The sequence below is a fragment of the Flavimobilis sp. BM9 genome, from assembly GCF_058313055.1.
Genome location: NZ_JBZEMO010000006.1, coordinates 78,188 through 102,394 on the forward strand (window position 1 = coordinate 78,188; position 24,207 = coordinate 102,394).

General features: G+C 71.0%; 17 protein-coding genes and 1 pseudogene. 14 read left to right on the forward strand and 4 right to left on the reverse strand.

The annotated features are described in order from the left end of the window. Window positions 1-30: 30 nt before the first annotated feature. Entirely contained in the window at window positions 31-1,653 is a 1,623-nt protein-coding gene (locus AC4F3Q_RS11600) for a methyl-accepting chemotaxis protein (RefSeq protein ID WP_491040098.1), read from the reverse strand. 135 nt (window positions 1,654-1,788) lie between these two features. On the opposite strand from AC4F3Q_RS11600, the gene pip reads away from it, so the two are divergent. After that, window positions 1,789-2,769, forward strand: a complete 981-nt coding sequence (gene pip / locus AC4F3Q_RS11605; protein ID WP_491040099.1) for a prolyl aminopeptidase — start codon at window positions 1,789-1,791, stop codon at window positions 2,767-2,769. 39 nt (window positions 2,770-2,808) lie between these two features. On the opposite strand, the gene ku is transcribed toward pip, so the two are convergent. Then, window positions 2,809-3,612, reverse strand: a complete 804-nt coding sequence (ku, locus tag AC4F3Q_RS11610; protein ID WP_491040100.1) for a non-homologous end joining protein Ku — start codon at window positions 3,610-3,612, stop codon at window positions 2,809-2,811. A 44-nt stretch (window positions 3,613-3,656) separates the two neighbouring features. Between ku and AC4F3Q_RS11615 the strand changes: the two genes are divergently transcribed. Next, window positions 3,657-6,119 (forward strand): ATP-dependent DNA ligase, encoded by a 2,463-nt coding sequence (locus AC4F3Q_RS11615; RefSeq protein ID WP_491040101.1) that lies wholly within the window; start codon window positions 3,657-3,659, stop codon window positions 6,117-6,119. 59 nt (window positions 6,120-6,178) lie between these two features. Here AC4F3Q_RS11615 and AC4F3Q_RS11620 read toward each other — a convergent pair whose 3' ends face one another. Continuing rightward, window positions 6,179-7,168, reverse strand: a complete 990-nt coding sequence (locus AC4F3Q_RS11620; RefSeq protein WP_491040102.1) for a glutathione S-transferase family protein — start codon at window positions 7,166-7,168, stop codon at window positions 6,179-6,181. 84 nt (window positions 7,169-7,252) lie between these two features. On the opposite strand from AC4F3Q_RS11620, the gene AC4F3Q_RS11625 reads away from it, so the two are divergent. The 9 genes from AC4F3Q_RS11625 to AC4F3Q_RS11665 all read left to right on the forward strand — a co-directional run bounded on the left by AC4F3Q_RS11625 (window position 7,253) and on the right by AC4F3Q_RS11665 (window position 17,076). Next, window positions 7,253-9,079: a metallophosphoesterase family protein gene (locus AC4F3Q_RS11625; RefSeq protein ID WP_491040103.1), complete on the forward strand. Its 1,827-nt coding sequence runs from the start codon at window positions 7,253-7,255 to the stop codon at window positions 9,077-9,079. Between the two features lie 72 nt (window positions 9,080-9,151). Next, entirely contained in the window at window positions 9,152-9,826 is a 675-nt protein-coding gene (locus AC4F3Q_RS11630) for a YceI family protein (RefSeq protein WP_491040104.1), read from the forward strand. Between the two features lie 69 nt (window positions 9,827-9,895). Beyond that, on the forward strand, window positions 9,896-10,834 hold the full coding sequence (locus tag AC4F3Q_RS11635) for a metal ABC transporter substrate-binding protein (RefSeq protein WP_491040105.1): 939 nt from the start codon (window positions 9,896-9,898) through the stop codon (window positions 10,832-10,834). Continuing rightward, window positions 10,831-11,640 carry a metal ABC transporter ATP-binding protein gene (locus tag AC4F3Q_RS11640; protein WP_491040106.1) on the forward strand — a complete coding sequence of 270 codons (810 nt, stop codon included), beginning with the start codon at window positions 10,831-10,833 and terminating at the stop codon, window positions 11,638-11,640. The genes AC4F3Q_RS11635 and AC4F3Q_RS11640 overlap by 4 nt, the downstream gene beginning before the upstream one ends. Then, complete coding sequence (locus tag AC4F3Q_RS11645; RefSeq protein WP_491040107.1) at window positions 11,637-12,470, forward strand: metal ABC transporter permease; 834 nt, start codon at window positions 11,637-11,639, stop codon at window positions 12,468-12,470. The genes AC4F3Q_RS11640 and AC4F3Q_RS11645 overlap by 4 nt, the downstream gene beginning before the upstream one ends. Before the next feature lie 4 nt (window positions 12,471-12,474). Continuing rightward, window positions 12,475-13,182, forward strand: coding sequence for a metal-dependent transcriptional regulator (locus AC4F3Q_RS11650; protein WP_491040108.1), 708 nt, complete (start codon window positions 12,475-12,477; stop codon window positions 13,180-13,182). Continuing rightward, the gene (locus AC4F3Q_RS11655) at window positions 13,179-14,420 is read left to right on the forward strand and encodes an MFS transporter (protein WP_491040109.1); all 1,242 of its coding nucleotides are present in this window, start codon (window positions 13,179-13,181) and stop codon (window positions 14,418-14,420) included. The genes AC4F3Q_RS11650 and AC4F3Q_RS11655 overlap by 4 nt, the downstream gene beginning before the upstream one ends. Window positions 14,421-14,499: 79 nt before the next feature. Beyond that, window positions 14,500-15,162 carry a vitamin K epoxide reductase family protein gene (locus AC4F3Q_RS11660; RefSeq protein WP_491040110.1) on the forward strand — a complete coding sequence of 221 codons (663 nt, stop codon included), beginning with the start codon at window positions 14,500-14,502 and terminating at the stop codon, window positions 15,160-15,162. Window positions 15,163-15,315: 153 nt separating this feature from the next. Next, the gene (locus AC4F3Q_RS11665; RefSeq protein ID WP_491040111.1) at window positions 15,316-17,076 is read left to right on the forward strand and encodes an RHS repeat-associated core domain-containing protein; all 1,761 of its coding nucleotides are present in this window, start codon (window positions 15,316-15,318) and stop codon (window positions 17,074-17,076) included. A 1,623-nt stretch (window positions 17,077-18,699) separates the two neighbouring features. Here AC4F3Q_RS11665 and AC4F3Q_RS11670 read toward each other — a convergent pair. Then, window positions 18,700-18,846: pseudogene (locus tag AC4F3Q_RS11670) on the reverse strand (ISL3 family transposase); the annotation flags it as partial. Window positions 18,847-18,935: 89 nt separating this feature from the next. On the opposite strand from AC4F3Q_RS11670, the gene leuS reads away from it, so the two are divergent. From leuS to AC4F3Q_RS11685, 3 genes are read left to right on the forward strand one after another with little or no spacing between them, the layout of a single operon-like run. Beyond that, complete coding sequence (gene leuS, locus AC4F3Q_RS11675; RefSeq protein ID WP_491040112.1) at window positions 18,936-21,902, forward strand: leucine--tRNA ligase; 2,967 nt, start codon at window positions 18,936-18,938, stop codon at window positions 21,900-21,902. Between the two features lie 3 nt (window positions 21,903-21,905). Then, window positions 21,906-23,435, forward strand: a complete 1,530-nt coding sequence (locus AC4F3Q_RS11680) for a DUF3375 domain-containing protein (protein ID WP_491040113.1) — start codon at window positions 21,906-21,908, stop codon at window positions 23,433-23,435. Then, window positions 23,432-24,205 (forward strand): DUF4194 domain-containing protein, encoded by a 774-nt coding sequence (locus AC4F3Q_RS11685; protein WP_491040114.1) that lies wholly within the window; start codon window positions 23,432-23,434, stop codon window positions 24,203-24,205. Before AC4F3Q_RS11680 ends, AC4F3Q_RS11685 begins: the two co-directional genes overlap by 4 nt. Window positions 24,206-24,207: the final 2 nt, after the last annotated feature.

Here is a 24,207-nt window from a genome sequence, read left to right on the forward strand (position 1 = left end):
GACCCCGGAGCCGGACAGGGTGCATCGGGCTCAGTACCTGAACGTGTCCAGGTGGGCCTTCAGGTCGACCGACATGTGCGCGAGCTCGCGGGTCGCTTCCTGCATCTGGGTGACGACCTCCGTCGTGGTCGAGGCGGCAGTCGCGACCCCGGTGATGTTGGCGGCGATCTCGCTCGAACCGGTCGCGGCCTCGATCACGCCGCGAGAGATCTCGGCCGTGGTCGCGGTCTGCTCCTCGACCGCCGAGGCGATCGTCATCTGGAAGCTGTTGATGCTCGCGATGATGTCCGTGATCTGGGCGATCGCCGCGACGGCGTCGCCGCTGTCGTCCTGGATGACCTGGACCTTGCGCACGATGTCCTCCGTCGCACGCGCCGTCTCCTGCGCGAGCTCCTTCACCTCGGACGCGACGACCGCGAAGCCCTTGCCGGCCTCACCGGCGCGCGCTGCCTCGATCGTGGCGTTCAGGGCGAGCAGGTTCGTCTGCTCGGCGATCGACGTGATCAGCTTGACCACGTTGCCGATCTCGTGGCTGGACCTGCCCAGGCGGCTGACCGTCTCGTTGGTCGTCGCGGCGACCGAGGTCGCCTGCTGCGCGACGCGTGCGGCCTCGTGCGCGTTCAGCGCGATCTCGCGGATCGACGCGCCCATCTGCTCCGCCCCGGCTGACACCGCCTCGACGTTCCGCGAGACCTGCTCTGCGGCGACGGCCACGACCGAGGCCTGCGCCGACGTCTCCTCGGCTCCGGCCGCGACCTGCGTCCCAGCCGCCGACATCTGCTCGGAGCTCGCAGCGATCGTTCCCGACGCGCTCCCCGCCTTCGCGAGCGTCTCGCGCAGCGAAGCCTGCGCTCGCACGAGCGCCCCCGCCATCTCGCCGAGCTCGTCGCGCGACGTGACCGCGGGATCGCGCGTCAGGTCGCCGGTCGCCATCGCGTCCGCCGTCCGCTGCACGTCGGTGACGGTGCGCGTGATCCCACGCACGACCGTCCAGGCGAGCGCGAGGGCTGCGCCCAGCCCCAGCACCAGCGCGACGACGAGGATCGTCCGCCGCGACGACATGAGTGCCTCTCCTTCGTCATATGCCACGGAGGTGGCGGTCGCGTGGGCCTCGGCCTCCTCGGAGAAGGCGTTGAGGGCGGCGTCGCCCACCGGGTAGATCTTGTCGTGGTAGACGACGTCCAGGTTCGTCGCGCCGCTCTCGACGGCGGGAACGAACTCCGACTCGAACGCGGCCGCGAACGCGCGCGCGGAGTCCAGGCCCGCGGCCGTCCGGTCGGGGTCGACAGCGCGGGGCATGTAGTCCTCGACGAGCGCCTCGAGCGTCGCTGTGCGTTCCGTGAGCTCGGCGCGCAACGCGGCGCGGTCGGCCGGGGACTCGAACGCGAAGAGGTTCGCGCGCACGCGGTTTCCCTGCATCATCCGCTGGATCTCGTCGAGCTGGTCGAGCGGCACGGCGTGCTCGAGGTACATCCGCTCCTGACCGTCGCTGAGCGCCTGGGCGGTGGTCACCGCGAGCACGCCCATGCCGGTCGCCACGACTGCGAGCGCGCCGACCGCGCTGCCGATCCGGACACCCACCGGGAGGTCGCCGAAGCGCCGCCGCCTGCCGGTGTCGGAGCTCATGCTGGAGCGGGAGGTGGTGCTGGTCATGAGGGGCCCTTCTTCACGTCTGGGGGAACTCCATCCCGATCGGACGGGTCCGTGCTTCCGTGACCTTTCGTGCAACGTGACGAAGACCCCCCGAGCGTGCGGCCTGGCTCGCCCGGCCCTGGGCGCAGTGGCATCATGACGCTCGTGGTCAACCGAGCGACGCCCCTGTACCCCGAGATCGAGCCCTACGACCAGGGGCTCCTCGACGTCGGCGACGGGCAGCAGATCTACTACGAGCAGTGCGGCAACCCGGACGGCAAGCCTGCGGTCTTCCTGCACGGCGGGCCCGGCGGTGGCGCGACGCCGCGCCACCGACGTGTGTTCGACCCCGCGCGCTACCGGATCGTCGTCCTCGACCAGCGCGGCTGCGGCCGCAGCCTGCCGCACGCGAGCTCGCCCGACGCCGACCTGTCGACGAACACGACGTGGCACCTCGTCGGTGATCTCGAGACGCTGCGCACCCACCTCGGGATCGAGCGCTGGCAGGTGTTCGGCGGCTCGTGGGGGAGCGCGCTCGCCCTCGCGTACGCGCAGACGTACCCCGAGAGGGTCACCGAGCTCGTCCTGCGGGGCATCTTCACGCTGCGGCGCGCAGAGCTCGAGTGGTTCTACCAGCACGGCACGTCGATGATGTTCCCCGAGCTGTGGGAGCAGTACCTCGCCCCCGTCCCCGAGAGCGAGCGCGGCGACCTCATCGCCGCGTACCACCGCCTGCTGACCGACCCCGACCCCGCCGTGCACGTGCCCGCAGGTGTCGCTTGGACCACGTGGGAGGCCTCGACCGTCAGGCTCCTGCTCGACGAGGAGGCGGTCGCGAAGGCCGCCGACCCGAAGCACGCGACCGCGTTCGCGCGCATCGAGAACCACTACTTCATGCACGGCGGCTGGCTCGAGGAGGGGCAGCTCATCGCCGACGCCGCGACGCTCGCCGGGATCCCGGGCGTGATCGTCCAGGGACGTTACGACGTCGTCTGCCCGGCCGTGTCCGCGTGGGAACTCCACCAGGCGTGGCCCGGCTCGGAGCTCGTCATGGTGCCGGACGCCGGCCACTCGCTCGAGGAGCCCGGCATCCTCGCCGCGCTCGTGGCCGCGACGGACAGGTTCGCCGACCGCTGACGGACACGAAGCCTTGACGCGGGGCAGGGAGGTGCAGGATCAGCCCGACCGGCGCCGCGCCTCCTCGACGCTCCGCTTGAGCGCGTCCATGAGGCTGACGACCGTGCCGCCGCCTTCCTCGTCACCCTCGGCCGGCGTGCCGAACGTCGCCTCGGTGTCGAGCGACTCGCCCTTCTCGAGCTTCGCGTCGATGAGCTTGCGCAGCTCAGCCTGGTAGTCGTCCGTGTACTGCTCGGGGTGGAAGTCACCCGCGTACGACTCGACGAGCGACGCCGACATCTTCAGCTCCTGAGGAGTCACCTTCGCTCCGGCGCCACCCTCGAGCTCGTCCGGACTGCGCACCTCGTCCGCCCACAGGAGCGTCTGCAGCGTGAGGATGTCGCCGCGCGCCCGCAGGGCCGCGAGCCGCGTCTTCTGCCGCATCGCGAACCGCGTGATCGCGGTCAGCTCGGACGCCTGGAGCGTCTTGAGCAGGAGGGCGTACGGCTTGCGCGTCTTCGGGTCGGCCTCGAGGTAGTACGTCCGGTCGAGGAGGATCGGGTCGATCTGGTCCGACGGCACGAATTCGACGACCTCGATCTCGCGGCTGTGCTCCGACGGGAGCGACGCGAGGTCCTCCTTCGTCACGACGACCGTCTTCTCGCCGTCGTCGAACGCCTTGTCGATGTGCTGGAAGTCGACGACCTCGCCGCACACCTCGCAACGGCGCTGGTAGCGGATCCGCCCGCCGTCGGCGTCGTGCACCTGGTGCAGCGGGACGTCGTGCTCCTCGAGCGCGCTGAAGAGCCGGACCGGCACGTTGACCAGCCCGAACGAGATCGCACCCTTCCACACCGACCGCACGGTCCCAGTGTGCGACGTTTCCGCCGGGGTCGCAGGATGGACAGATGGTGCGCACGACGACGATCGAGGTCGACGGCCGCTCGCTGCGCGTCACGAACCTCGACAAGGTCATCTACCCGGCGACCGGGACCACCAAGGGCGACGTGCTCGACTACTACCTCGCGATCGCCCCGACGATGATCCCGCACGTCGCGGGGCGTCCCGTGACGCGCAAGCGATGGGTCCACGGCGTGGGGACGGCGGACGCGCCCGGGGAGGTGTTCTTCCAGAAGAACCTCGAGGCGTCCGCGCCGCCGTGGGTGCACCGCCAGGACCTCGCGCACCGCGACCACACGAACACCTACCCGCTCGTCGAGGAGGAGGACGGTGCCGCGACGCTCGCCTGGTTCGCGCAGCTCGCCGCCCTCGAGGTGCACGTGCCCCAGTGGCGCTTCGTCGACGACACGACCTCGCGCGGCACGATCGTGCACCACCCTGACCGGATGGTCCTCGACCTCGACCCCGGCCCCGGCGCAGGACTGGCCGAGTGCGTCGCCGTCGCGCGCCTGTGCCGCGAGATCGTCTCCGGGATGGGCCTCGACCTCGTCCCCGTCACGAGCGGCTCGAAGGGCATCCACCTGTACGCGCGCCTCGACGGGACGCTCGCGAGCGACGACGTGTCCGCCGTCGCGCACGAGCTCGCACGGTCCCTCGAGGCCGACCATCCCGATCTCGTCGTGAGCGACATGAAGAAGTCCCTGCGCGAGGGCCGGGTCCTCGTCGACTGGAGCCAGAACAGCGGCAACAAGACGACCGTCGCGCCCTACTCGCTGCGCGGACGCGAACGCCCCGCCGTCGCCTCACCCCGCACGTGGGACGAGCTCGACGACGACCTCGCGCAGCTCGGGCCGCAGGAGGTGCTCGACCGCGTCGCCCAGATCGGCGACCCGATGGCGGTCGCAGGCACGGGCGAGGGAGCCGAGGACCGGCTCGCGCAGTACCGCGCCAAGCGCGACGAGTCGCGCACGCCCGAGCCGTTCACGTCGTCCGGCAGGGACGCCGACGGCCCGCCGACCTTCGTCATCCAGGACCACCACGCGAGCCGCCACCACCACGACTTCCGCCTCGAGCACGACGGGGTGCTGCTGAGCTGGGCGCTGCCGCGACTGACGCCGTCGAGCACGGGCCGCAACAACCTCGCCGTGCAGACCGAGGACCACCCGCTCGACTACGGCACCTTCGAGGGCACCATCCCGAAGGGCGAGTACGGCGCAGGCACCGTGACGATCTGGGACGCAGGCACCTACCAGGCCGAGAAGATGCGCGACGACGAGATCATCGTCGAGCTCGCAGGGCGGCCCGACGGCGGCCTCGCTAACGACGGCGGCCCGCAGCCCCCGACGTTCGTCCTCATCCGCACCGACGCGGAGAAGAAGCAGTGGCTCATCCACCGCATGGACAAGCGCAAGCACCGCGAGTCGTTGCGCCGCCGCGGCCTGCTGCCGGCAGCGGGTCCCGACGACGGCGCGCCGCCCGAGCCCGCGCGGGACCTGCGTCCGATGCTCGCCTCGCCCGCAGACGCCGTCGTGCGCCGCGACCTGGCCCGTGCGGGGGCCGACGACAGCCCGTGGGCGCTCGAGATGAAGTGGGACGGCATCCGCGCGATCGTCACCGTCGACCCGGACGCGAGGACGTGGTCCGTGCGCACCCGGGGCGGCCACGACGTCACGGCGGGCTACCCCGAGCTTGCCGAGCTCGTCGACCGCGTCCACGTCCCGGCCGTCCTCGACGGCGAGATCATCGCGCCTGGCCCTGACGGGACGCCCGACTTCTCACGGTTGCAGACGCGCCTCGGCCTCACGGAGCCGCGTGACGTCGAGCGCGTCCGGCGCACCGCCCCCGTCGAGCTCGTGCTGTTCGACGCTCTGCGCGCGAGCGGTCAGGACCTCACCTCGCTCCCGTACACGCAGAGGCGCGAGGCTCTCGAGATGGTCGTCGACGCCGGCGGGACGATCCAGGTGCCCGACGCCGTCACACTCCCGCTCGAGGACGCGCTCGCAGTCTCCGAGAAGCTCGGGCTCGAAGGGGTCCTCGCGAAGCGACGCGACTCCGTCTACCGGCCCGGCGTCCGGTCGACGGACTGGCGCAAGATCAAGCACGCGCAGCACACGGACGTCGTCGTCGTGGGGTGGCGTCCCGGGCGCGGGGAGCGCACCGGGTCCATCGGGTCGCTCCTCGTCGCGACGCGGACGCCCGACGGCCTGCGGTACTCGGGCCGCGTCGGTGCGGGTCTCTCCGACCGCGATCTCGCGCGGCTCGAGAAGAAGGTCGAACCGCTCGCGGCGGACCGGCCGATCGTCGACGACGTCCCGGCGGCCGAGTCACGCGACGCGCGCTGGCTGGCGCGCGGGCTCCTCGCCGAGGTCGAGCACGGCGGCTGGACGGGGAGCGGGCGGCTGCGCCACCCGGTGTGGCGCGGCCTGCGCCCGGACCTCACCGCGTCCCCCGACGGGACTGTCGACGCCTGACTGCAGGACTGTCCGGCGGCTGGCCCCAGGACCGCCGCTCCCGCGAGCTCCGTCCCGGCTCAGCCGATCGCCGGCGGAGCCTCCTCGCGGCGCACGGGCGCCGGTGCGGTGCCGTCGCCGAACGGGCGCCCGCCGAGCGAGTCACGACCATGCTCCGTGAGCCACCCCGACAGGTCGGGGCCAGCCGGGACGACACCCGACGGGTTCACGTCGCGGTGCACCTTGTAGTAGTGGTCCTTGATCTGGCCGAAGTCGATCGTGTCGCCGAAGCCGGGCGTCTGGAACAGGTCACGCGCGTACGCCCACAGCACCGGCATCTCGGTGAGCTTGGTGCGGTTGCACTTGAAGTGTCCGTGGTAGACGGCGTCGAACCGGACGAGCGTCGGGAACAGCCGCACGTCCGCCTCGGTGATCGTGTCGCCGACGAGGTACCGCTGCACCGCGAGCCGGTCGCTCAGCCGGTCGAGCTGCGCGAAGAGACGCTCGTACGCGCGCTCGTACGAGGCCTGCGACGTCGAGAAGCCGCACCGGTACACGCCGTTGTTGACGTCGCGGTAGATGTCCTCGACGAGCGCGTCGATCTCGTCACGGCGGTTCTCGGGATACAGGTCGGGCGCTCCCGTGCGGTGCAGCGCCCTCCACTCGGTGCTCAGGTCGAGGGTGATCTGCGCGAAGTCGTTCGTCACGACCGCGCCGTCGCGCGTGTCGACGATCGCCGGCACCGTGATGCCGCGCTCGTAGCCGGGCACGCGCTTGAAGTACGCGTCCTGGAGGCGTTCGATGCCCAGCACCGGGTCCACCCCTCCCGGGTCGAGGTCGAAGGTCCACGACCGCTCGTCGTGCGTCGGGCCGCACAGGCCGAGCGAGATCGCGTCCTCGAGACCGAGGAGGCGCCGCACGATGAGCGCCCGGTTGGCCCACGGGCAGGCGCGCGCCGCGACGAGACGGTAGCGGCCGGCCTCGACGGGGTAGCCGTCCGCGCCGTCGGCGGTGATCCGGGTGGCGATGTACCGGGCGTCACGGGTGTACTCGGGGGAGGCGTACGTCATCTCTGCAGGCTAGACGGCGGACCCGGGCCGCGCCGCCCGGGACTGGCGGTTACGCTCGTGGCTGCGGCACGAGGGAGGGGACCGATGGACGAGAGCGGACCGGCGCGCAGCGCACGGTGGCGGCCAGGGCACCGGGTCCCGCCCCGGTGGTTCCGCTGGTCGTCGGTCGCGCTCGCGGTCGTCGTCGTCAGCGCGCTCGTCGCTCTCGTGACCGCTCGCACCGACCTGAGCCTGGGGCCGCACGAGGCGCGCTACGAGGTGACGATCGACGGTCAGGTCACGGTCGACCTGGGGCCGCTCGGCACGATCGAGCTCGACTCGCCGGCCCCGGCGGGGCTCGGCGTGCTCGTCACCGTCAAGGAGATCCCGTCCGACCTCTCCGCGCTCGAGCAGAGCCCGACGCTCGAGGCGCTCACGAACGACCTCCAGGCGTACCTGCAGTTCTTCGGGGGCCCGTCCGCGACGATCCACGACGCGATCGACGGTCTGCTCCGGGACGCGGCCACGAGGTTCGTCCTTCTCCTGGCGGGTGCGGCCCTCGTGCTCGGGCTCGCGCTGCTGCTCGCGGGATCGCCGCGACGCTACGAGCTTGCGCACGCGTTCGCGCCGCACTCGGCGACCGTGTCGTGGGCGGTCGTGCTGCTCGTCGCGACGCTCGTCGTGACGAATCCTTCGACGGTCGAGCGCAACACCGCGGGCCAGCGGGAGACGACCGTGTTCGCCGGCACGGCGCTCGAGGGGGCGCGCATCACCGGGCGCCTCGCGGGCGTCGTCGAGACGTATGGCGGGCAGCTCGTCAAGGTGTACGAGGACAACGAGATGTACTACGCGGAGCTCGCTGCCGCTGCGGAGGCGGCATGGGTCGAACGCGCCGAGTCGGACTCGACCGCGGTGTCGCTGCGGCTCCCGCGCGCGACGTCGCCCGACCGCACCGGGTTCGAGGACCTCGTGGGTTCGGACGACACGGCGGACGGGGAGCAGACGCCGGACCCGTCCGGTACAGGTGACGGCTCGACAGGCACGCCGAGCTCCGCGCCGTCGGACGACGAGACGACCGAGGCCTCCCCGGAACCGACCGAGGAGCCTGACCCTGACGACGTCGTCACGTTCCTGCACGTGTCCGACCTGCACTGCAACGTCGGGATGGCCCCGGTGATCCGGCGCATCGCGGACCTCTCGGGAGCCGACGCGATCCTCGACACGGGCGACCTCACGATGAACGGCACGGCCGTCGAACGGTTCTGCGTGACGACCTTCGCGGGCGCTGCGCCCGATGGTGCGCCGTACGTCCTCATCACGGGCAACCACGACTCGGCCGAGACGGCCGGGCAGGCCCGCGCCGCGGGCATGACGGTCCTCGACGGCGGCGTGATCGACGTCGAGGGCGTGCGGATCCTCGGCGACGGGGACCCGAACGAGACGCGTCCGGGGATCGGCACGCAGCTGACCAGCGAGGAGGACGTCGAGGCGTTCGCCGACCGGATGATGCGGGTCGCGTGCGACGAGGACGAGCGGGTCGACCTGCTCATGGTCCACACGCCGCGCTCCGGGACGGCTGCGCTCAGCAGCGGCTGTGCCGCGACGCAGCTCTCCGGGCACGTGCACCGTCGGATCGGCCCGACGCGCGTCGGGCTCGGCGTGCGGTACGTCAGCTCGACGACGGCGGGGGCTGCGGAGGGCCAGCTCACGGTGGGTCCGCTGCGCGGCGAGTCGCAGATGACCGTCCTGCGGTTCGACCGCACGACGCACCGGATGCTCGACATGCGCGTCGTCGTCGCGCGACCGGACGGCAGCGTCACCGTCGGTGGTGCGGTCGCGTTCCCGTCGCCGTCGCCGCAGCAGGCGGAGGGCACGGGCGCCGAGAGCGCGCCGTCGGGCGGGCCTGGTCAGGAGCAGGACGAGCCGCAGTGAGGCGGCGTTCGCGGGTCGAGACGCCGTGAGCGGGCGCGGGCCGGGAGGGGAGCGCGGTGCGACGATGGCGGCATGAGCCGCCGCATGGTCGTCATCCTCGTGTCCGTCGTCGTGGTCGCGCTGCTCGCGGTCCTCGCAGGTCCGCCGCTGTACTCGCGCTGGCAGGAGAGCCGCAACCCTGACCCGATCACGCTCACGAGCGCCCCCGCGGAGCCGCCTGCGTCGGGGCTGTTCGATCCTGACGGTGCGTGGACCGTCGGCGCGGGATCTGAGGCCGGGTACCGGGTCGAGGAGGTGCTGCGCGGCGAGGACGTGACCGTCGTCGGGCGCAGCAAGGACGTGACGGGTGACGTCACGATCGCGGACGGCCAGCTCACCACGGCGACGGTCGCGGTCACGACCGCGACGATCGAGACGGGCGTGGGGCCGCGCGACAGCTTCCTTCGAGACACGCTCGAGACGAGCACGTTCCCGGACGCGACGTTCGAGCTCGGAGCGCCTGTCGCGCTTCCCGAGCTCACGGGGGAGCCGGTCGCGGTCGAGGTGACGGGGACGCTCACGATCCGCGACGTCGCGCGCGAGGTCACGGTGAGCATGCAGGCGCAGCGGTCCGGCGACGGCGTACGTGTGAGCGGCTCGATCCCCGTGACGTTCACCGACTTCGAGATCGAGGCGCCGAACCTGGGGTTCGTGCAGGTCGAGGACGCCGGGACGATCGAGATGCTCCTGGTGCTCGCGCGCGCCTGACCTGCCGCGCCGCCGCGGCCGGGGCTCGTGCTCGTTGCGAGGTGTCCGCGCGACGTGCAAAAGTTCGGTATGCCGAACTTTCGGTTTCGCCACTACGAACGACTCCTGGTCGTCGCCCTTGCGACCGCCGCGGTCGCAGCCTGCAGCGGGGAGCCTGCGGCTGCCCCGGCGCCGTCCGCCGACGACCGCCTCCACGTCGTCACCACGTTCACCGTGCTCGCCGACATGGTCGCCGAGGTCGGCGGCGACCGCGTCCGCGTCGAGTCGATCACCAAGGCTGGCGCCGAGATCCACGGGTACGAGCCGACACCCGCCGACCTCGTCCGCGCGCAGGGCGCCGACCTCGTCGTCGACAACGGGCTCGGCCTCGAGGCGTGGTTCGCACGCTTCCTCGACGACGTGGACGCGCCGCACGTCACGGTGAGCGACGGCATCGTCCCGCAGCCGATCACGTCGGGCGAGGCAGCGGGCCACCCGAACCCCCACGCCTGGATGTCGCCGACCGCAGGTCAGACGTACGTCACGAACATCGCTGACGCGCTCGCCGTGGCCGATCCCGACGGTGCTCCCGTCTACCGGGCCAACGCTGCGGCCTACCGTGAGCAGCTCGCAGGCCTCGCTCGCGAGCTCGCCGACGCCGTCGCGACCGTCCCCGAGCCCGCACGCCTCCTCGTGACGTGCGAGGGCGCCTTCTCCTATCTCGCCCGTGACGCGGGCCTGCGCGAGGCGTACCTCTGGCCCGTCAACGCCGAGTCCCAGGCGACCCCGCGCTCGGCCGTCGGCGTCGTCGACGCGGTGCGCCGGGGCCGCCCGCGCGCCGTCTTCTGCGAGTCGACCGTGCCCGACGTCGCGCAGCGCCAGGTCGCCCGCGAGACAGGCACGCACCTCGCAGGCCCGCTCTACGTCGACTCCCTCTCGGGCCCCGACGGGCCCGTACCCACCTACCTCGACCTGCTCCGCCACACGACGACCACGATCGTCGCCGGACTCACCCAGGAGGAGCTGTGAACCCCGCAGCCACATCGCCCGCGCTCGAGGTCCACGACCTCAGCGTCCGTTACGGAGACGTCGTCGCCCTCGACTCCGTGAGCCTCACGCTGCCGCGAGGCTCCGTCACGGGCCTCGTCGGCGTCAACGGCTCCGGCAAGTCGACGCTCATGCGCGCCGTCGTCGGCGCCGTCCGGCCCACGAGCGGGACCGTGACGATCCTCGGACGTCACGCCGACACGGCGCGGCGCGCGGGCGCGCTCGCCCACCTCCCGCAGAGCCAGGACGTCGACTGGACGTTCCCCGTCGTCGTGCGCGACGTCGTCGAGACGGGGCGCTACCCGCACCTCGGCCCGATGCGCCGGCTCCGCGCGCACGACCGCGCGGCTGTCGCGGAGGCGCTCGAGCGCGTCGGGCTCACCGATCTCGCCGACCGCCAGGTCGGCCGGCTGTCCGGCGGGCAGCGCCAGCGCGTGTTCCTCGCCCGTGCGATCGCCCAGGAAGCGGACGTCCTGCTGCTCGACGAGCCGTTCTCCGGTGTCGACAAGACCCAGGAGGCCGGGATCCTCGCGCTGCTGCGCGACCTCGCCGCCGACGGCACCTCCGTGCTCGTGTCCACCCACGACCTTCCGACGCTGCCCGGCCTGGTCGACCAGGTCGTCCTCCTCCAGCGCCGCGTCCTGTTCACAGGCCCGCCCGACGAGGCGCTCGCGCCCGAACGCCTCGTCGAGGCGTTCACCGGCCTCGACCTCGGGCGGATCGGGGACCTGCGTGCTCCCTCCGGCTCCATCCCCACCATCCCGACGACGCCGAGGAGCGCCTCATGAACGACGTCATCGCCACGCTCGTCGAGCCCTTCCAGTACGGGTTCCTCCAGCGCGCGTTCACTGTCACGCTCGTCGCGTCGATCGTGTGCGCGCTGCTCTCCTGCTGGCTCGTCCTCGTCGGCTGGTCCCTCATGGGCGACGCCGTGTCGCACGCCGTCCTGCCCGGCGTCGTGCTGTCCTACCTCGCCGGTGTGCCGTTCGCCGTCGGCGCCCTCGTCTTCGGGATCGGGTCGGTCGCCCTCATCGGCGCCGTGCGCGACACGTCGAAGCTCAAGGAGGACACCGCGATCGGCGTCGTCTTCACGAGCCTCTTCGCGCTCGGCCTCGTGCTCGTCTCCGTCACCCCGAGCCAGGTCGACCTCAGCCACATCTTGCTCGGCAACGTCCTCGGCGTCGCCCCCGCCGACCTCGTGCAGGTCGCCGTCCTCGGCGCGATCGTCGTCGTCGCGCTCCTCGCGAAGCGACGCGACCTGACCCTCTACGCGTTCGACCCCGCGCACGCCCACGCGATCGGCCTCTCGCCGCGGCGCCTCGGCGCGCTGCTCCTCGGCCTGCTCGCCGTGACCGTCGTCGTCGCCCTGCAGGCCGTCGGCGTGATCCTCGTCGTCGCGATGCTCATCATCCCCGGCGCGACCGCCTACCTGCTGAGCGACCGGATCGACCGGATGCTCGTCGTCGCGCCCCTCGTCGCGGCCGTGTGCGCCGTCGTCGGCTTCACCGCGTCGTACGCGCTCGACGCGTCGCCCGCCGGGATGGTCGTCCTCGCGCAGGGCGTCGTGTTCACGTGCGTGCACCTCGGCACGTGGCTCAGGCGTCGACGGTTATCGTGAGCCTGTGCGCCGCGACATCGACATCACCCCCGTCGTCGAGGACTACCTCAAGGTCGTGTGGTCGGCCCAGGAGTGGTCCGACACCCCTGTGACGACCAAGCAGCTCGCCGAGCGGCTCGGGGTCGGCGCGTCGACCGTCTCGGAGACCGTCCGTCGCATGTGCGGCATGGGCCTCCTCGAGCACGAGCGCTACGGCGCGATCTCGCTCACCGAGGAGGGCCGCGACCTCGCCGTCGCCATGGTCCGCAGGCACCGCCTGCTCGAGACCTACCTCGTGGAGCGCCTCGGCTACCAGTGGGACGAGGTCCACGAGGAGGCCGAGGTTCTCGAGCACGCCGTCTCCGACCTGCTCATCGACCGCATGGACGCCGCGCTCGGCCACCCGCGCCGCGACCCGCACGGCGACCCGATCCCCACGGCGCAGGGCGAGCTCGAACCGAGCTCCGCCCGCACGATCGACGAGCTGCCGCAGGGCACGGCCGGAGTCGTCACCCGCATCTCCGACGCCGACGGCGACATGCTGCGCTGGTTCACGGACCTTGGCCTCGGTCTCGACGCACGCGTCGAGGTCCGCGCCCGGCGCGAGTTCGCCGGCGTCGTCACGGTCGCCTGGACGCCCGGCGACGGCGGACCCGAGCGGGAGGCCGACCTCGGCCTCCCCGCCGCACGTGCCGTGTGGGTCGACGTGGTGGATGCCGAGGCGGGGGAGTGACCGCCGCGACGGACGGCCAGACGCCCGGCCTGCGGGCAGCGATGCCCGCGCTCCTCGCGCTCGCCGTCGGAGGCTTCACGATCGGCACGACCGAGTTCGCGTCCATGGGCCTCGTCCCGCTCATCGCCGACGACCTCGCGGTCTCGGTCCCGACTGCCGGGCACGCGGTGACCGCGTACGCCGTGGGCGTCGTCGCGGGCGCGCCGACGCTCACGGTCCTCGCGGCCCGCGTCGAGCGGACCCGTCTGCTCCTGATCCTCATGGGCATGTTCGTGATCGGGCACGTGCTGTCGGCGCTCGCGGGCTCGATGGGCCTGCTGATCGTGGCGCGGTTCCTCGCAGGGCTGCCGCACGGTGCGTTCTTCGGCGTGGGCGCGGTCGTCGGGGCTGCGATCGCGGGGCCGCAGAACCGCGGCAAGGCCATCGGGATGATGATGGCTGGCCTGACCATCGCGAACATGATCGGCGTACCGCTGACGACGCGCGTCGGGCAGCTGTGGGGCTGGCGTGCGACGTTCTGGATCGTCGCCGTCCTGGCGCTGCTCACGATGCTCGCGCTCTGGCGTCTCGTGCCGCGCGGCGCTGGCGGCGAGGGGTCGTCGGTCCGGGACGAGGTGCGCGCCCTGCGCAACGGCCCGCTCTGGCTCGCGTTCGCGGCCGGCGCGATCGGCTTTGGCGGCCTGTTCGCCGTCTACACGTACGTCGCTCCGCTCGTCACCGAGGTGGGTGGCATGGCTGACTCGAGCGTGCCGCTCGTCATGGGGCTCTTCGGGCTCGCGATGACGGTCGGGGTGTTCTTCGGCGGTCGGCTCGTCGACCGTGGCGTGCTCCGCACGGTCGTGCTCGGCTTCGTGTCGACGCTGCTCGCTCTCGTCCTCCTCGGGGCGACGGGCTCCGCGCCCGTCATGCTCGTCGTCGGGCTCGTCGCGCTCGGCGTGACGTCACAGGTGCTCGGGCTCGCGATGCAGGCTCGGCTGATGGACCTGTCTCCGCTCGCACCGTCGCTCGGGGCAGCCCTGTGCCACTCGGCGCTCAATGCGGGCAACGCGGAGGGGGCGTTCGTCGGCGGCCTCGTGATCGACGCGGGCTGGGGCTACCTCTCGACCGCGTGGGTCGGGGCGGCGCTGACCGCCGTCGGGCTCGTGATCGTGCTCGTCGCCGGGCGCCAGCGCGTCGGCCTCCCGGTCGCCGAGCGGGTCCGACGCAGCCTCGAGGACGAGCCCGCCGACGAGGCGTGACGCCCCCAGCCGACGTCCAGACATGCATGGGACCATGGTCCCGGCCGCAGCCGGGCGGCCTGGAACCGAGGAGCGCCCAGTGACCGACAGGACCGCCGCCCACGTGCCCGACGGCGCGTCGCAGCTCGACGAGACCGACGACGGAGTCCTCGCGCCGCGCCCGCTCGCGGACCGCACCCTCGGCCGCCTGCTCGTGGTCCTCGGCCTCGTCGGCTTCGCGGGCTCGCTCGCGCTCGCGATCGAGCGCTACCTGTCGCTCGTCGACCCGGACCACCAGCCGACCTGCTCGATCAACGCGCTGCTCACGTGCAGCCCGGCGATGGCGTCCGACGCGGGCAGCCTCCTCGGGTTCCCGAACCCGTACATCGGCCTCGGGGCGTTCCCCGTTGTCGTCACGATCGGCGTCGTGCTCCTCGCCGTCCCTGGTATCGCGCTCCCGCGCTGGTTCTGGCGGACGTTCCTCGCTGTGACGACCGCCGCCATGGGGCTCATCGGATACCTCGTGTACACGAGCCTCGAGGTCCTCGTCGCGCTGTGCCCCTACTGCATGGTCGTGTGGTTCGCGACGCTGCCGATCTTCTGGTTCCTGCTCGTGCGCAACGTCCAGGACGGCCTGTTCGGGGGGAGCGCGTCGTCCGGCATCGTGCGGCAGCGCGGCCTCCTGCTCGCGGCGATGTTCGTCGCGCTGCTCGCGTGGATCGTCGTCGGCCTCGGCCCGAGCGTCGCGGGCGCCTTCGCCTGATACTCGGCGACGTCGGCGGTCCACCGACGACAGCGGCTACGTGATCAACACCGCGTCCTATGGTGCGGGCGACTGGTTGATCACCTCGACGACTCTCGGCGAGGGCGGTCGCTCCCACGAACCACGACGCTCTACGACCCGGCGACCGGGTTGGTGACCGGGACGATCGCAGCTTCGGCTGGCACGATCTCCACCGGCTTTGACCTGTGGGGCCGGCAGACGACCTACACCGACACCGACGGTGCGGTGACCACCACCTCCTACGATGCGGCTGGACGAGTCGCCGCGGTGGCGGACCCGACGGGCACGACCACCTACGCCTATGACGGGGCCGACGAGCGCCGCGGCCTGGTCACCTCCTTGAACGTCAGCGGCGTGGGTGAGTTCACCTCGACGTACGACGCCGCGGGTAGCCCCGTGTCGAGCTCGTTGGCAGGCCAGTTGAGCTTGACCAACACGTACGACCGGGCCGGGGAGCGCACTGCGTTGACCTACGCCTCGGGTGACGCCGAGCTTGCCTCGTGGTCCATGGGATACGACATCCAAGGGCGAGTCACGGTCCAGGAGGGACCGAGCGCTGGCACGGAAGGTCGCACGCAGTCCTTCACGTATGACGGGGCTGATCGCCTGGTGTCCGTCAAGGACGTGCTCGACGGCATGTGCACAACGCGGGACTACGGGTTCGACCACGGGGGGAACCGTCTGTCGAAGACGGTCAAGACCTTCGAAGGAGAGACGTGCGTCGGCGAGGCTGCAGTCGAGTCGAGCGCGTGGACCTACGACGGCGCGGAGCGGGTCCAGACCGGCGCGAACGGTCAGGGCGCGTACGTGTACGACGCCTTCGGACGCCAGACGAGCGTGCCGGGCGTCGACACTGTGGTCGGCGCCGACGGTGGGGCGCTGTCCCTCGGCTACTTCGACAACGACCTGGCGCGATCGATCACGCAAGGGGATGCTGCGACGACGTTCGCCCTTGACGCTGCGCATCGGCGAGCAGCGCAGACGACCGTCACGTCCGGCTCGACGACCACTGTCCAGCGTCACTACACTGACTCCTCCGATACCCCGCGTTGGGCCACGACGACTACGGACGGTAGTCAGCCGGTCGTCTCGCGTTATGTCTCGGGCATCAACGGGGACCTTGCCGCCACGGTGACCGGTTCGCGGGTCACGTTGGACGTTGTCGACCCGCTCGGGTCCATCGCCACCACGCTGACTCTCGACGGGGCCAAGCGCACGGTGGCAGGCCTGGGCGTCTACGACGAGTACGGCAACGCCATCACCTCCGGCCCGTCGGCCGGAGCACTCAGCTACGGATGGCTGGGCGGCAAGGAGAGGGCCACCGACGGTTCCGGCCTCGTCTTGATGGGCGTACGGTTGTACAACTCCGTCACCGGCCTGTTCACCTCCGTCGACCCGGTCGAAGGTGGGAATGAGACCGTCTACGGCTACCCAAGCGACCCCGTCAACAAGCTCGACCTCGACGGCCGTAAGGGCTGGTGGTCCCGCAACTGGGGGAAAGTCGTCGTTGCAGCGGTAGTGATTGTGGCTGTGGCGTGTGTCGCTGCCTCAGGCGGCGGATGCATCGGAGCCATCGCCACCGGTGTGCGGACTGCTCGGGCTCTCCCGGGGGCAGTACGGTTGCTTCGTGGTGTCAAGGCGGGCAAACAAGGGCTTTCGGCTACGGCTCGGCAAAGCAATCTCGCGGGGCGCATTTGGACTAGGGGTGAGCGCACTGCCCATAGCGGGACGACATGGGGGCAGCCCTTTACTCGCTATAGATCGCTTCACACAGGGAACCAGTACCGCACGCCAACGATGAAGAACAATCCGGGCTACAAGGGCAAATGCTCGAAACTTCGAATCGGGCAAAACAAATATACACGTGAGAATACGATAGGGGACGCATGGTGAAGCGTCTGAGAGTGTCTGTGCCGCAGGGTCTGTGGCGAATGGGGCAACGTCGATTCTATGGCGGAGGTCGCGACAGCGACGGCGGGGAATTCTTGTTTCGCGTCTCCGGAGTTGCGGTTGAGCGCGCCCCGGTCTCTCGTTGGCGGTCCATTCGACACCCAGCCAGCCAAGAGTCGCCTTTGGCGTGGATGAGTTTTGAGTGGATTGCCGCGTTCGACTCCTCAGAATGCGCGAACCCGAGTATCGATGTACTTCAGACGCCGTCAGGTGGGTATGACGCCTTCTGGATCGAGGGTCTTGAATCCTACTGGTGGATCACGGACATGTCCGGCGTGGAGGCGCTGGCAGAGCGCGGGCCGCTCGTTGCCGACTGGGCCCCAGGTGTCGCGGCCACGCTCCGAGGCGAGCCGGTTCTTGGCGGCTTGGCGCCGATTGGTGAGCGGGTCGTCGAGGGGCATGTCCACGAGATCGTCGGGGTAACGATCTTCGACTGCGGTGAGCTCGAGAGGGATGCTGACTGGCGGGGCGCCGCCCGACCTGAGTTTCGTAGCGGTAAGGGGGCGGCGAGTCGTCCGCGAGGCTTTGTACCGGCGTCGATTGAGATCGATCTTGCCTTTGAATGGTGCGCCATTCCGGTTGGGTGCGCAGCGCGGTCTGGCCCAGGATTTCGCGGAGGTTCCAATGTCTCGTTCGCTGGGCGCGCTTCGTACGTGGCCTGTGCGATAGACGAGATGAGGGGCGTGGAGCGAGGTCAATGGGAGGAGGTCCTGCGCAATTGGTTTATCGTCCTCTAGCAATTGAGCCTCGCCACGTGTTCGTCACTACCCTTGGCGCCAGTACTCGTCGAATGGGACCCGTTGTGTGCGGTGCGGATATAGCGTCGCAGCAGCAGCAGCAGCAGCAGCAGCAGCAGCAGCAGCAGCAGTGGTGGCGGCGACAGGATGGGCGGTGCGCAGGATCTCGGCTCGCGGCACCCGCGATGCGGGGAGCCGCGCGGGCCGGTCGGGCCGTCGTGAAGGCGAGTGGGCGTGAGATCCGGATCGGGAAGAACGTCAGAATCGCACCGTTGGTGAACAGGACGAGCCACCCGACCGGACGGTTCCCCCACTACCATCGCCGCGCAATAGACAAGACATCGGGCAAGACTAAGCCGGGGGGGGGGAATCGCTAGGCATCGTCCTTGGGACAAACGCTCTACCGATCGGGGTTGGAGGGATCGCTTTTGAGGCAAATTGCTGTCTTGTATCCTATAGTGCTAGATGATGGTGGGGATATCGCCACTTTTGCGAGTCCGTCCGAGCTTCTGCTTGGAATAGAAGGCATTGATGTCCGTGACAATGTGTACGATGCTTGGGATTCTTCTGGTCGGGTCCTGAGGCTGATTGTGATTCCCGGGGGGTTTGGCGCTGAGCCAACGCAGGTCGAGGACCGGGAGGGCCTTCTGTGTAGGCTCCTTGATTTCATCGAACGAGTCGACGATTCTCGGCTCCGAGCGGACCCTGATGCTGAACTGCAAGAGATGGTGAGGGTTCTCGACGCATTTCTGCGCGGGTAGCGACCGAGGTGCTGTGTGTGCTCTTCGGAGATGTGGTGGGGAGTTTGGGCGTCAGCGCGGTAGGCGGCTCATCCCAATCCAAGGGGTGTTCGTGCCCTGAAGCCACCGGACTCGAGCAAGCTCCTGGCGATGTATTTGGTGAGGTTGCGGAATCGCTGGGCTGAGCGGCGCAGGTGTTCCAGGCGGCCGTGCCTGACGTCGGTGGGGCCGTCGGCGAAGTGGCCGACGGGGCTGACCGCTCGCCTCGTGGTGTGGTTCGCAGGGATCGTTGTCGTGGTGCCGTCGACGTCGTGCAGGCGACGCGATGACCGCGCGGCCCCCTCGGCCCGGTAAACTCGCGAGAGTGACTGACAACCCCCACGTCCCGAACCAGCCTGCTCCCGCGCGCTCTGGCGCCACGTCGTCGGAGGAGCCGCGACTGCGCTACACGCCGCAGCTCGCCGAGGAGATCGAGCTGCGCTGGCAGGACCGCTGGGCGGAGCGCGGCACGTTCTGGGCCGCGAACCCGAGCGGGGCGCTCACGGACGGCAAGGGGCGCCACGCGGACCCGTCGTCGTCGAGCTTCTTCGTCATGGACATGTTCCCGTACCCCTCGGGTGCGGGCCTGCACGTCGGCCACCCGCTCGGCTACATCGCGACCGACGTCGTCGGGCGCTTCCGCCGCATGTGCGGCGACAACGTGCTGCACGCGCTCGGCTTCGACGCGTTCGGCCTCCCCGCCGAGCAGTACGCGGTCCAGACGGGTCAGCACCCTCGCATCACGACCGACCAGAACATCGCGAACATGCAGCGCCAGCTGCGCCGCCTCGGCCTCGCCCACGACGAGCGTCGCTCGTTCGCGACGACGGACAGCGAGTACGTGCGCTGGACGCAGTGGATCTTCCTGCAGATCTTCAGCTCCTGGTACGACGAGTCGGCCGTCCGGCCCGACGGCGGCACGGGCATGGCCCGCCCGATCTCCGAGCTCGAGGCAGAGCTCGCGGACGCCAGCCGCCCGACGCCCGACGGCACGCCGTGGGCCGACATGGACGCCGTCGCGCGCCGCCGCCTCGTCGACTCCTACCGGCTCGCCTACGTCTCCGAGTCGCCCGTGAACTGGTGCCCGGGCCTCGGCACCGTCCTTGCGAACGAGGAGGTCACGGCCGACGGCCGCTCCGAGCGCGGCAACTTCCCCGTGTTCCAGCGCAGCCTGCGCCAGTGGAACATGCGCATCACCGCCTACGCCGACCGCCTCGCAGACGACCTCGAGGACATCGACTGGCCCGACAAGGTCAAGGCCATGCAGCGCAACTGGATCGGCCGCTCCCAGGGCGCCAAGGTCCGGTTCGCCGTGCAGGGCGGCACCGAGGTCGAGGTCTTCACGACCCGCCCCGACACCCTCTTCGGCGCGACCTTCATGGTCGTCGCGCCCGAGCACCCGGTGCTCGACGAGGTCCCCGCAGCATGGCCTGACGGCACGCGCGACGTCTGGACCGGCGGGCACGCCAGCCCCGCCGAGGCCGTCGCCGCGTACCGCGCCGAGGCCGCCGCGAAGACCGCCGTCGAGCGTCAGGCCGACGCCGGCCGCAAGACGGGCGTGTTCACCGGCCACCTCGCGACCAACCCCGTCAACGGTGAGCTGCTCCCCGTCTTCACCGCCGACTACGTCCTCATGGGCTACGGCACCGGCGCGATCATGGCCGTCCCGGGCGGCGACGAGCGCGACTACGCGTTCGCCCAGGCCTTCGACGTGCCCGTCGTCTACACCGTCGACGCGCCCGAGGGCACGCCGGACGGCGCGCGCACGGCAGACGGCGCGATCATCAACTCGTCGAACGACTCGATCACGCTCGAAGGCCTGTCCGTCCCCGAGGCCAAGGCCGCGATGATCGCCTGGCTCGAGGAGCGCGGCATCGGCGAGGGCACCATCACGTACCGCCTGCGCGACTGGCTGTTCAGCCGTCAGCGCTACTGGGGCGAGCCGTTCCCGATCGTGTACGACGAGAACGACCTGCCCATCGCGATCCCGGACTCCGCGCTGCCCGTCGACCTGCCCGACGTGCCCGACTACTCGCCGCGCACGTACGACCCGCAGGATGCCCAGTCGTCGCCCGAGCCCCCGCTCGGCCGCAACGAGGACTGGGTCACCGTGACCCTCGACCTCGGCGACGGCCCGCGCGAGTACCGCCGCGACACGAACACGATGCCCAACTGGGCCGGTTCGTGCTGGTACTACCTGCGCTACCTCGACCCGACCAACGCCGACGCGGCGGTGTCCGCCGAGCTCGAGAAGTACTGGCTCGGCCCCGACCACAACGCGACCGCCGGCGCCGCGGGCGGCGTCGACCTGTACGTCGGCGGCGTCGAGCACGCCGTGCTGCACCTGCTCTACGCACGCTTCTGGCACAAGGTCCTCTTCGACCTCGGGCACGTCTCCGGTGCGGAGCCGTTCCACAAGCTCTTCAACCAGGGCTACGTCCAGGCGTACGCCTACACGGACGCGCGCGGCGCCTACGTCTCCGCAGCGGAGGTCACGGAGACGACGGGCGCCGACGGCGAGACCGAATACCGCTACCAGGGCGAGGTCGTGCAGCGCGAGTACGGCAAGATGGGCAAGTCCCTCAAGAACGTCGTCACACCCGACGAGATGTACGACGCCTACGGCGCCGACACGTTCCGCGTCTACGAGATGTCGATGGGTCCGCTCGACCTGTCGCGCCCGTGGGAGACGCGCGCCGTCGTCGGCTCGCAGCGCTTCCTGCAGCGGCTGTGGCGCAACGTCGTCGACGAGACGACCGGCGCCGTGACCGTGACAGACGACGAGCCCGACACCGCGACGCTGCGCGTGCTGCACCGCGCGATCGCGGACGTGCGCGCCGAGATGGAGGCGATGCGCCCCAACACCGCGATCGCCAAGCTCATCACGCTCAACAACCACCTCACGAGTCTGCCCGCCGTCCCGCGCGTCGCCGCCGAGGCGATCGTGCTCATGACCGCGCCCGTCGCGCCGCACATCGCCGAAGAGCTGTGGGAGCGCCTCGGCCACACCGAGTCGCTCGCCTACGAGCCCTTCCCGGTCGCCGACGAGGCGTACCTCGTCGAGGACACCGTGACGTGCGTCGTCCAGGTCCAGGGCAAGGTCCGCGCACGTCTCGAGGTGTCGCCGTCGATCAGCGACGCCGACCTCGAGGCCGCCGCCCTCGCCGAGCCCGCGCTCGTGCGCTTCCTCGACGGCCGTCCCGTGCGGAAGGTCATCGTCAAGGCGCCGAAGCTCGTCAACGTCGTCATCTGACGGGTGGAGATCCCGCACACCGCGATCGGCGGTGCGCTCGCCGGTGCGCAGCGCGCCTTCGAGCGCCCGACGCTCACGCTCCTGCACAAGCAGAGCGCGCCGCTCGTCGTCGCCGTCTTCGCGTCCGCGTTCCAGGGGCGGCAGTCGATCGGCGTCGAGCAGCTGCACCTCGAGGTCTCCGACCTGCTCGCCGAGCTCACGCGCGCCGGCACCCCTGACGTGCCGGACGACCCGGCGCGCGTCCTGTGCGCGCGCTGGGTCCGCGAGCGGTGGCTCATCAAGAACGTCAACGACGCGGACGAGGAGGAGTACCAGCTCACCTCGCACGCTCAGGAGGCGCTCGACTTCGTCGCACGCGCCGGCGGTGCCCGCTCTCTCGTCTCGGAGTCGCGCATCCGCGCGCTGCTCGACGCCGTCGACCACTTCGCGCAGGACGCCAACCCCGACCGCGACGCACGGATCGCGTCGCTCGACGAGCAGATCGCCCGGCTGAGCGCAGAGCGCGACCGGCTCGCCCGCGGCGGCGCTGTCGAGCCCGTGCCCGACGCCCGGATGGAGGAGCAGCACGACCACCTCCTGCTGCTCATGCGCGAGCTGCCGACCGACTTCACGCGCGTCGCGGAGTCGATCAAGGAGCTGCAGCGAACCATCATCCAGCAGCTCCGCGAGGACGACCGGCCTACGGGCGAGATCCTCGAGGAGTACCTGACCGCGTCCGAGAACCTCATGGAGAACACGCCCGAGGGGCGTGCGTTCCTCGGTGCGCTCGAGCTGCTCGGTGACCCGGGGCTGCTCGCGCGGCTCGACGCCGACCTCGCGGCGATCCTCCAGCACCGCTTCGCCGACCGGCTCACGCGCAGCCAGCGCACCGCTCTGCGCGGCATCCGGCACCAGATCGTCTCGTCGATCGAGGTCGTGCTCGCCGAGCAGGCGCGCGCGTCGCGGACGCTCACCGCGCAGATCCGCTCGCACAACCCGCTGCGCGACCGCGAGCTCGACCACGCGATCCGTGACGTCGTCTCCGCGCTGTCGGAGTGGTTCCCGCAGACGGCGCGCGGTGCCCGCGTCGAGCCGCTCACGTGGCTCGGCCGCGCCCACCTCGGAAGGCTGCGCGACTCGCTGCACGACCTGCGGCCCGAGTCGCCGCCCCCGGTCCTCGACGACTGGGCCGACGACGAGCCCGGGCTCGACGAGGCCGAGCTCGCGCAGATCCGCTCGATGGGCGGCCCACGGCACGCCGACATCGACGCGCACGTGCACGCGCTGCTCGCCGCCGGCGCGGACGTGTCCGTCGCCGAGGCGTTCGCGGCGGGCACGGACGAGCTGCGCCGCCCGGTCGACCTGCTCGGCTACCTCGAGCTCGCCGACGCGACGCCGACGACTGCGGCCGCCGAGGTACCAGTCGAGAGCGTCGTGGCCCGCAGGCCGGACGGCACGCAGCGCACGTTTGTCGTGCCGCGCGTGCCGTTGCGACCGACCCCCAGCGACGAGAACCTGACCCCTGCCCCGCCCGACACCGGAGGACGACCATGACCGAGGACCTGACCACGGTGCCCTTCTCGCCGGGCCCCGGCGCGTTCGTCGACACGGTCGCCTTGGAGGAGGACTCGGCCGTCCTGTTCGACGGCGACAAGGGCCAGCTCCCGTACGAGGCGCGGCGCGCCTTCGCGCTGCTCCTGCGCTCGCGCTACCTCTCCGCTGCGGACAACCCGGGGGAGTGGCGTGCGCTGCTCGCCCACCAGGACGTCCTCGAGAGCCGCTGCCACGACCTGTTCCTGCAGCTCGTCGTCGACCGTGACTACGAGCTGGCGTACAAGACTCAGGTCCGCGAGGACGGGCTCGCCGTGCCGATCCTGCTCAAGGACGAGCCGTACAAGCGCGTCGAGACGCTCATGATGGTGCACCTGCGCAACGCGTTCCGCCAGCAGCAGGGTGCGGGCGAGCGGGTCGCGTTCATCGATGCCGAGGAGCTGGTCGAGTACGCGCTGAGCTACCTCGCGCGGGACGAGACGAACCTTGCTGCGCGCCGCCGCGAGGCGGACAACGCGATCGCGACGCTCGTGCGCGAGCACGTCCTCGACGAGGTCGGCGAAGGGCGCTACCGCATCCTGCCCGTGATCGAGGTGCTGCTCCCGGTCGACCGCCTCCACGAGCTTGCGCGGTGGCTGCGGAACCCCGGTGGCGCGGACGCCGACGGCGCCGGGGGCCGGGACGGGGCCGCTGGTGGGGACGGCGCCCTCGACGAGGGCGATGCGGACGACGCAGACGACGCGGACGACGACGCCGAGGAGGCGCTGCTGTGACG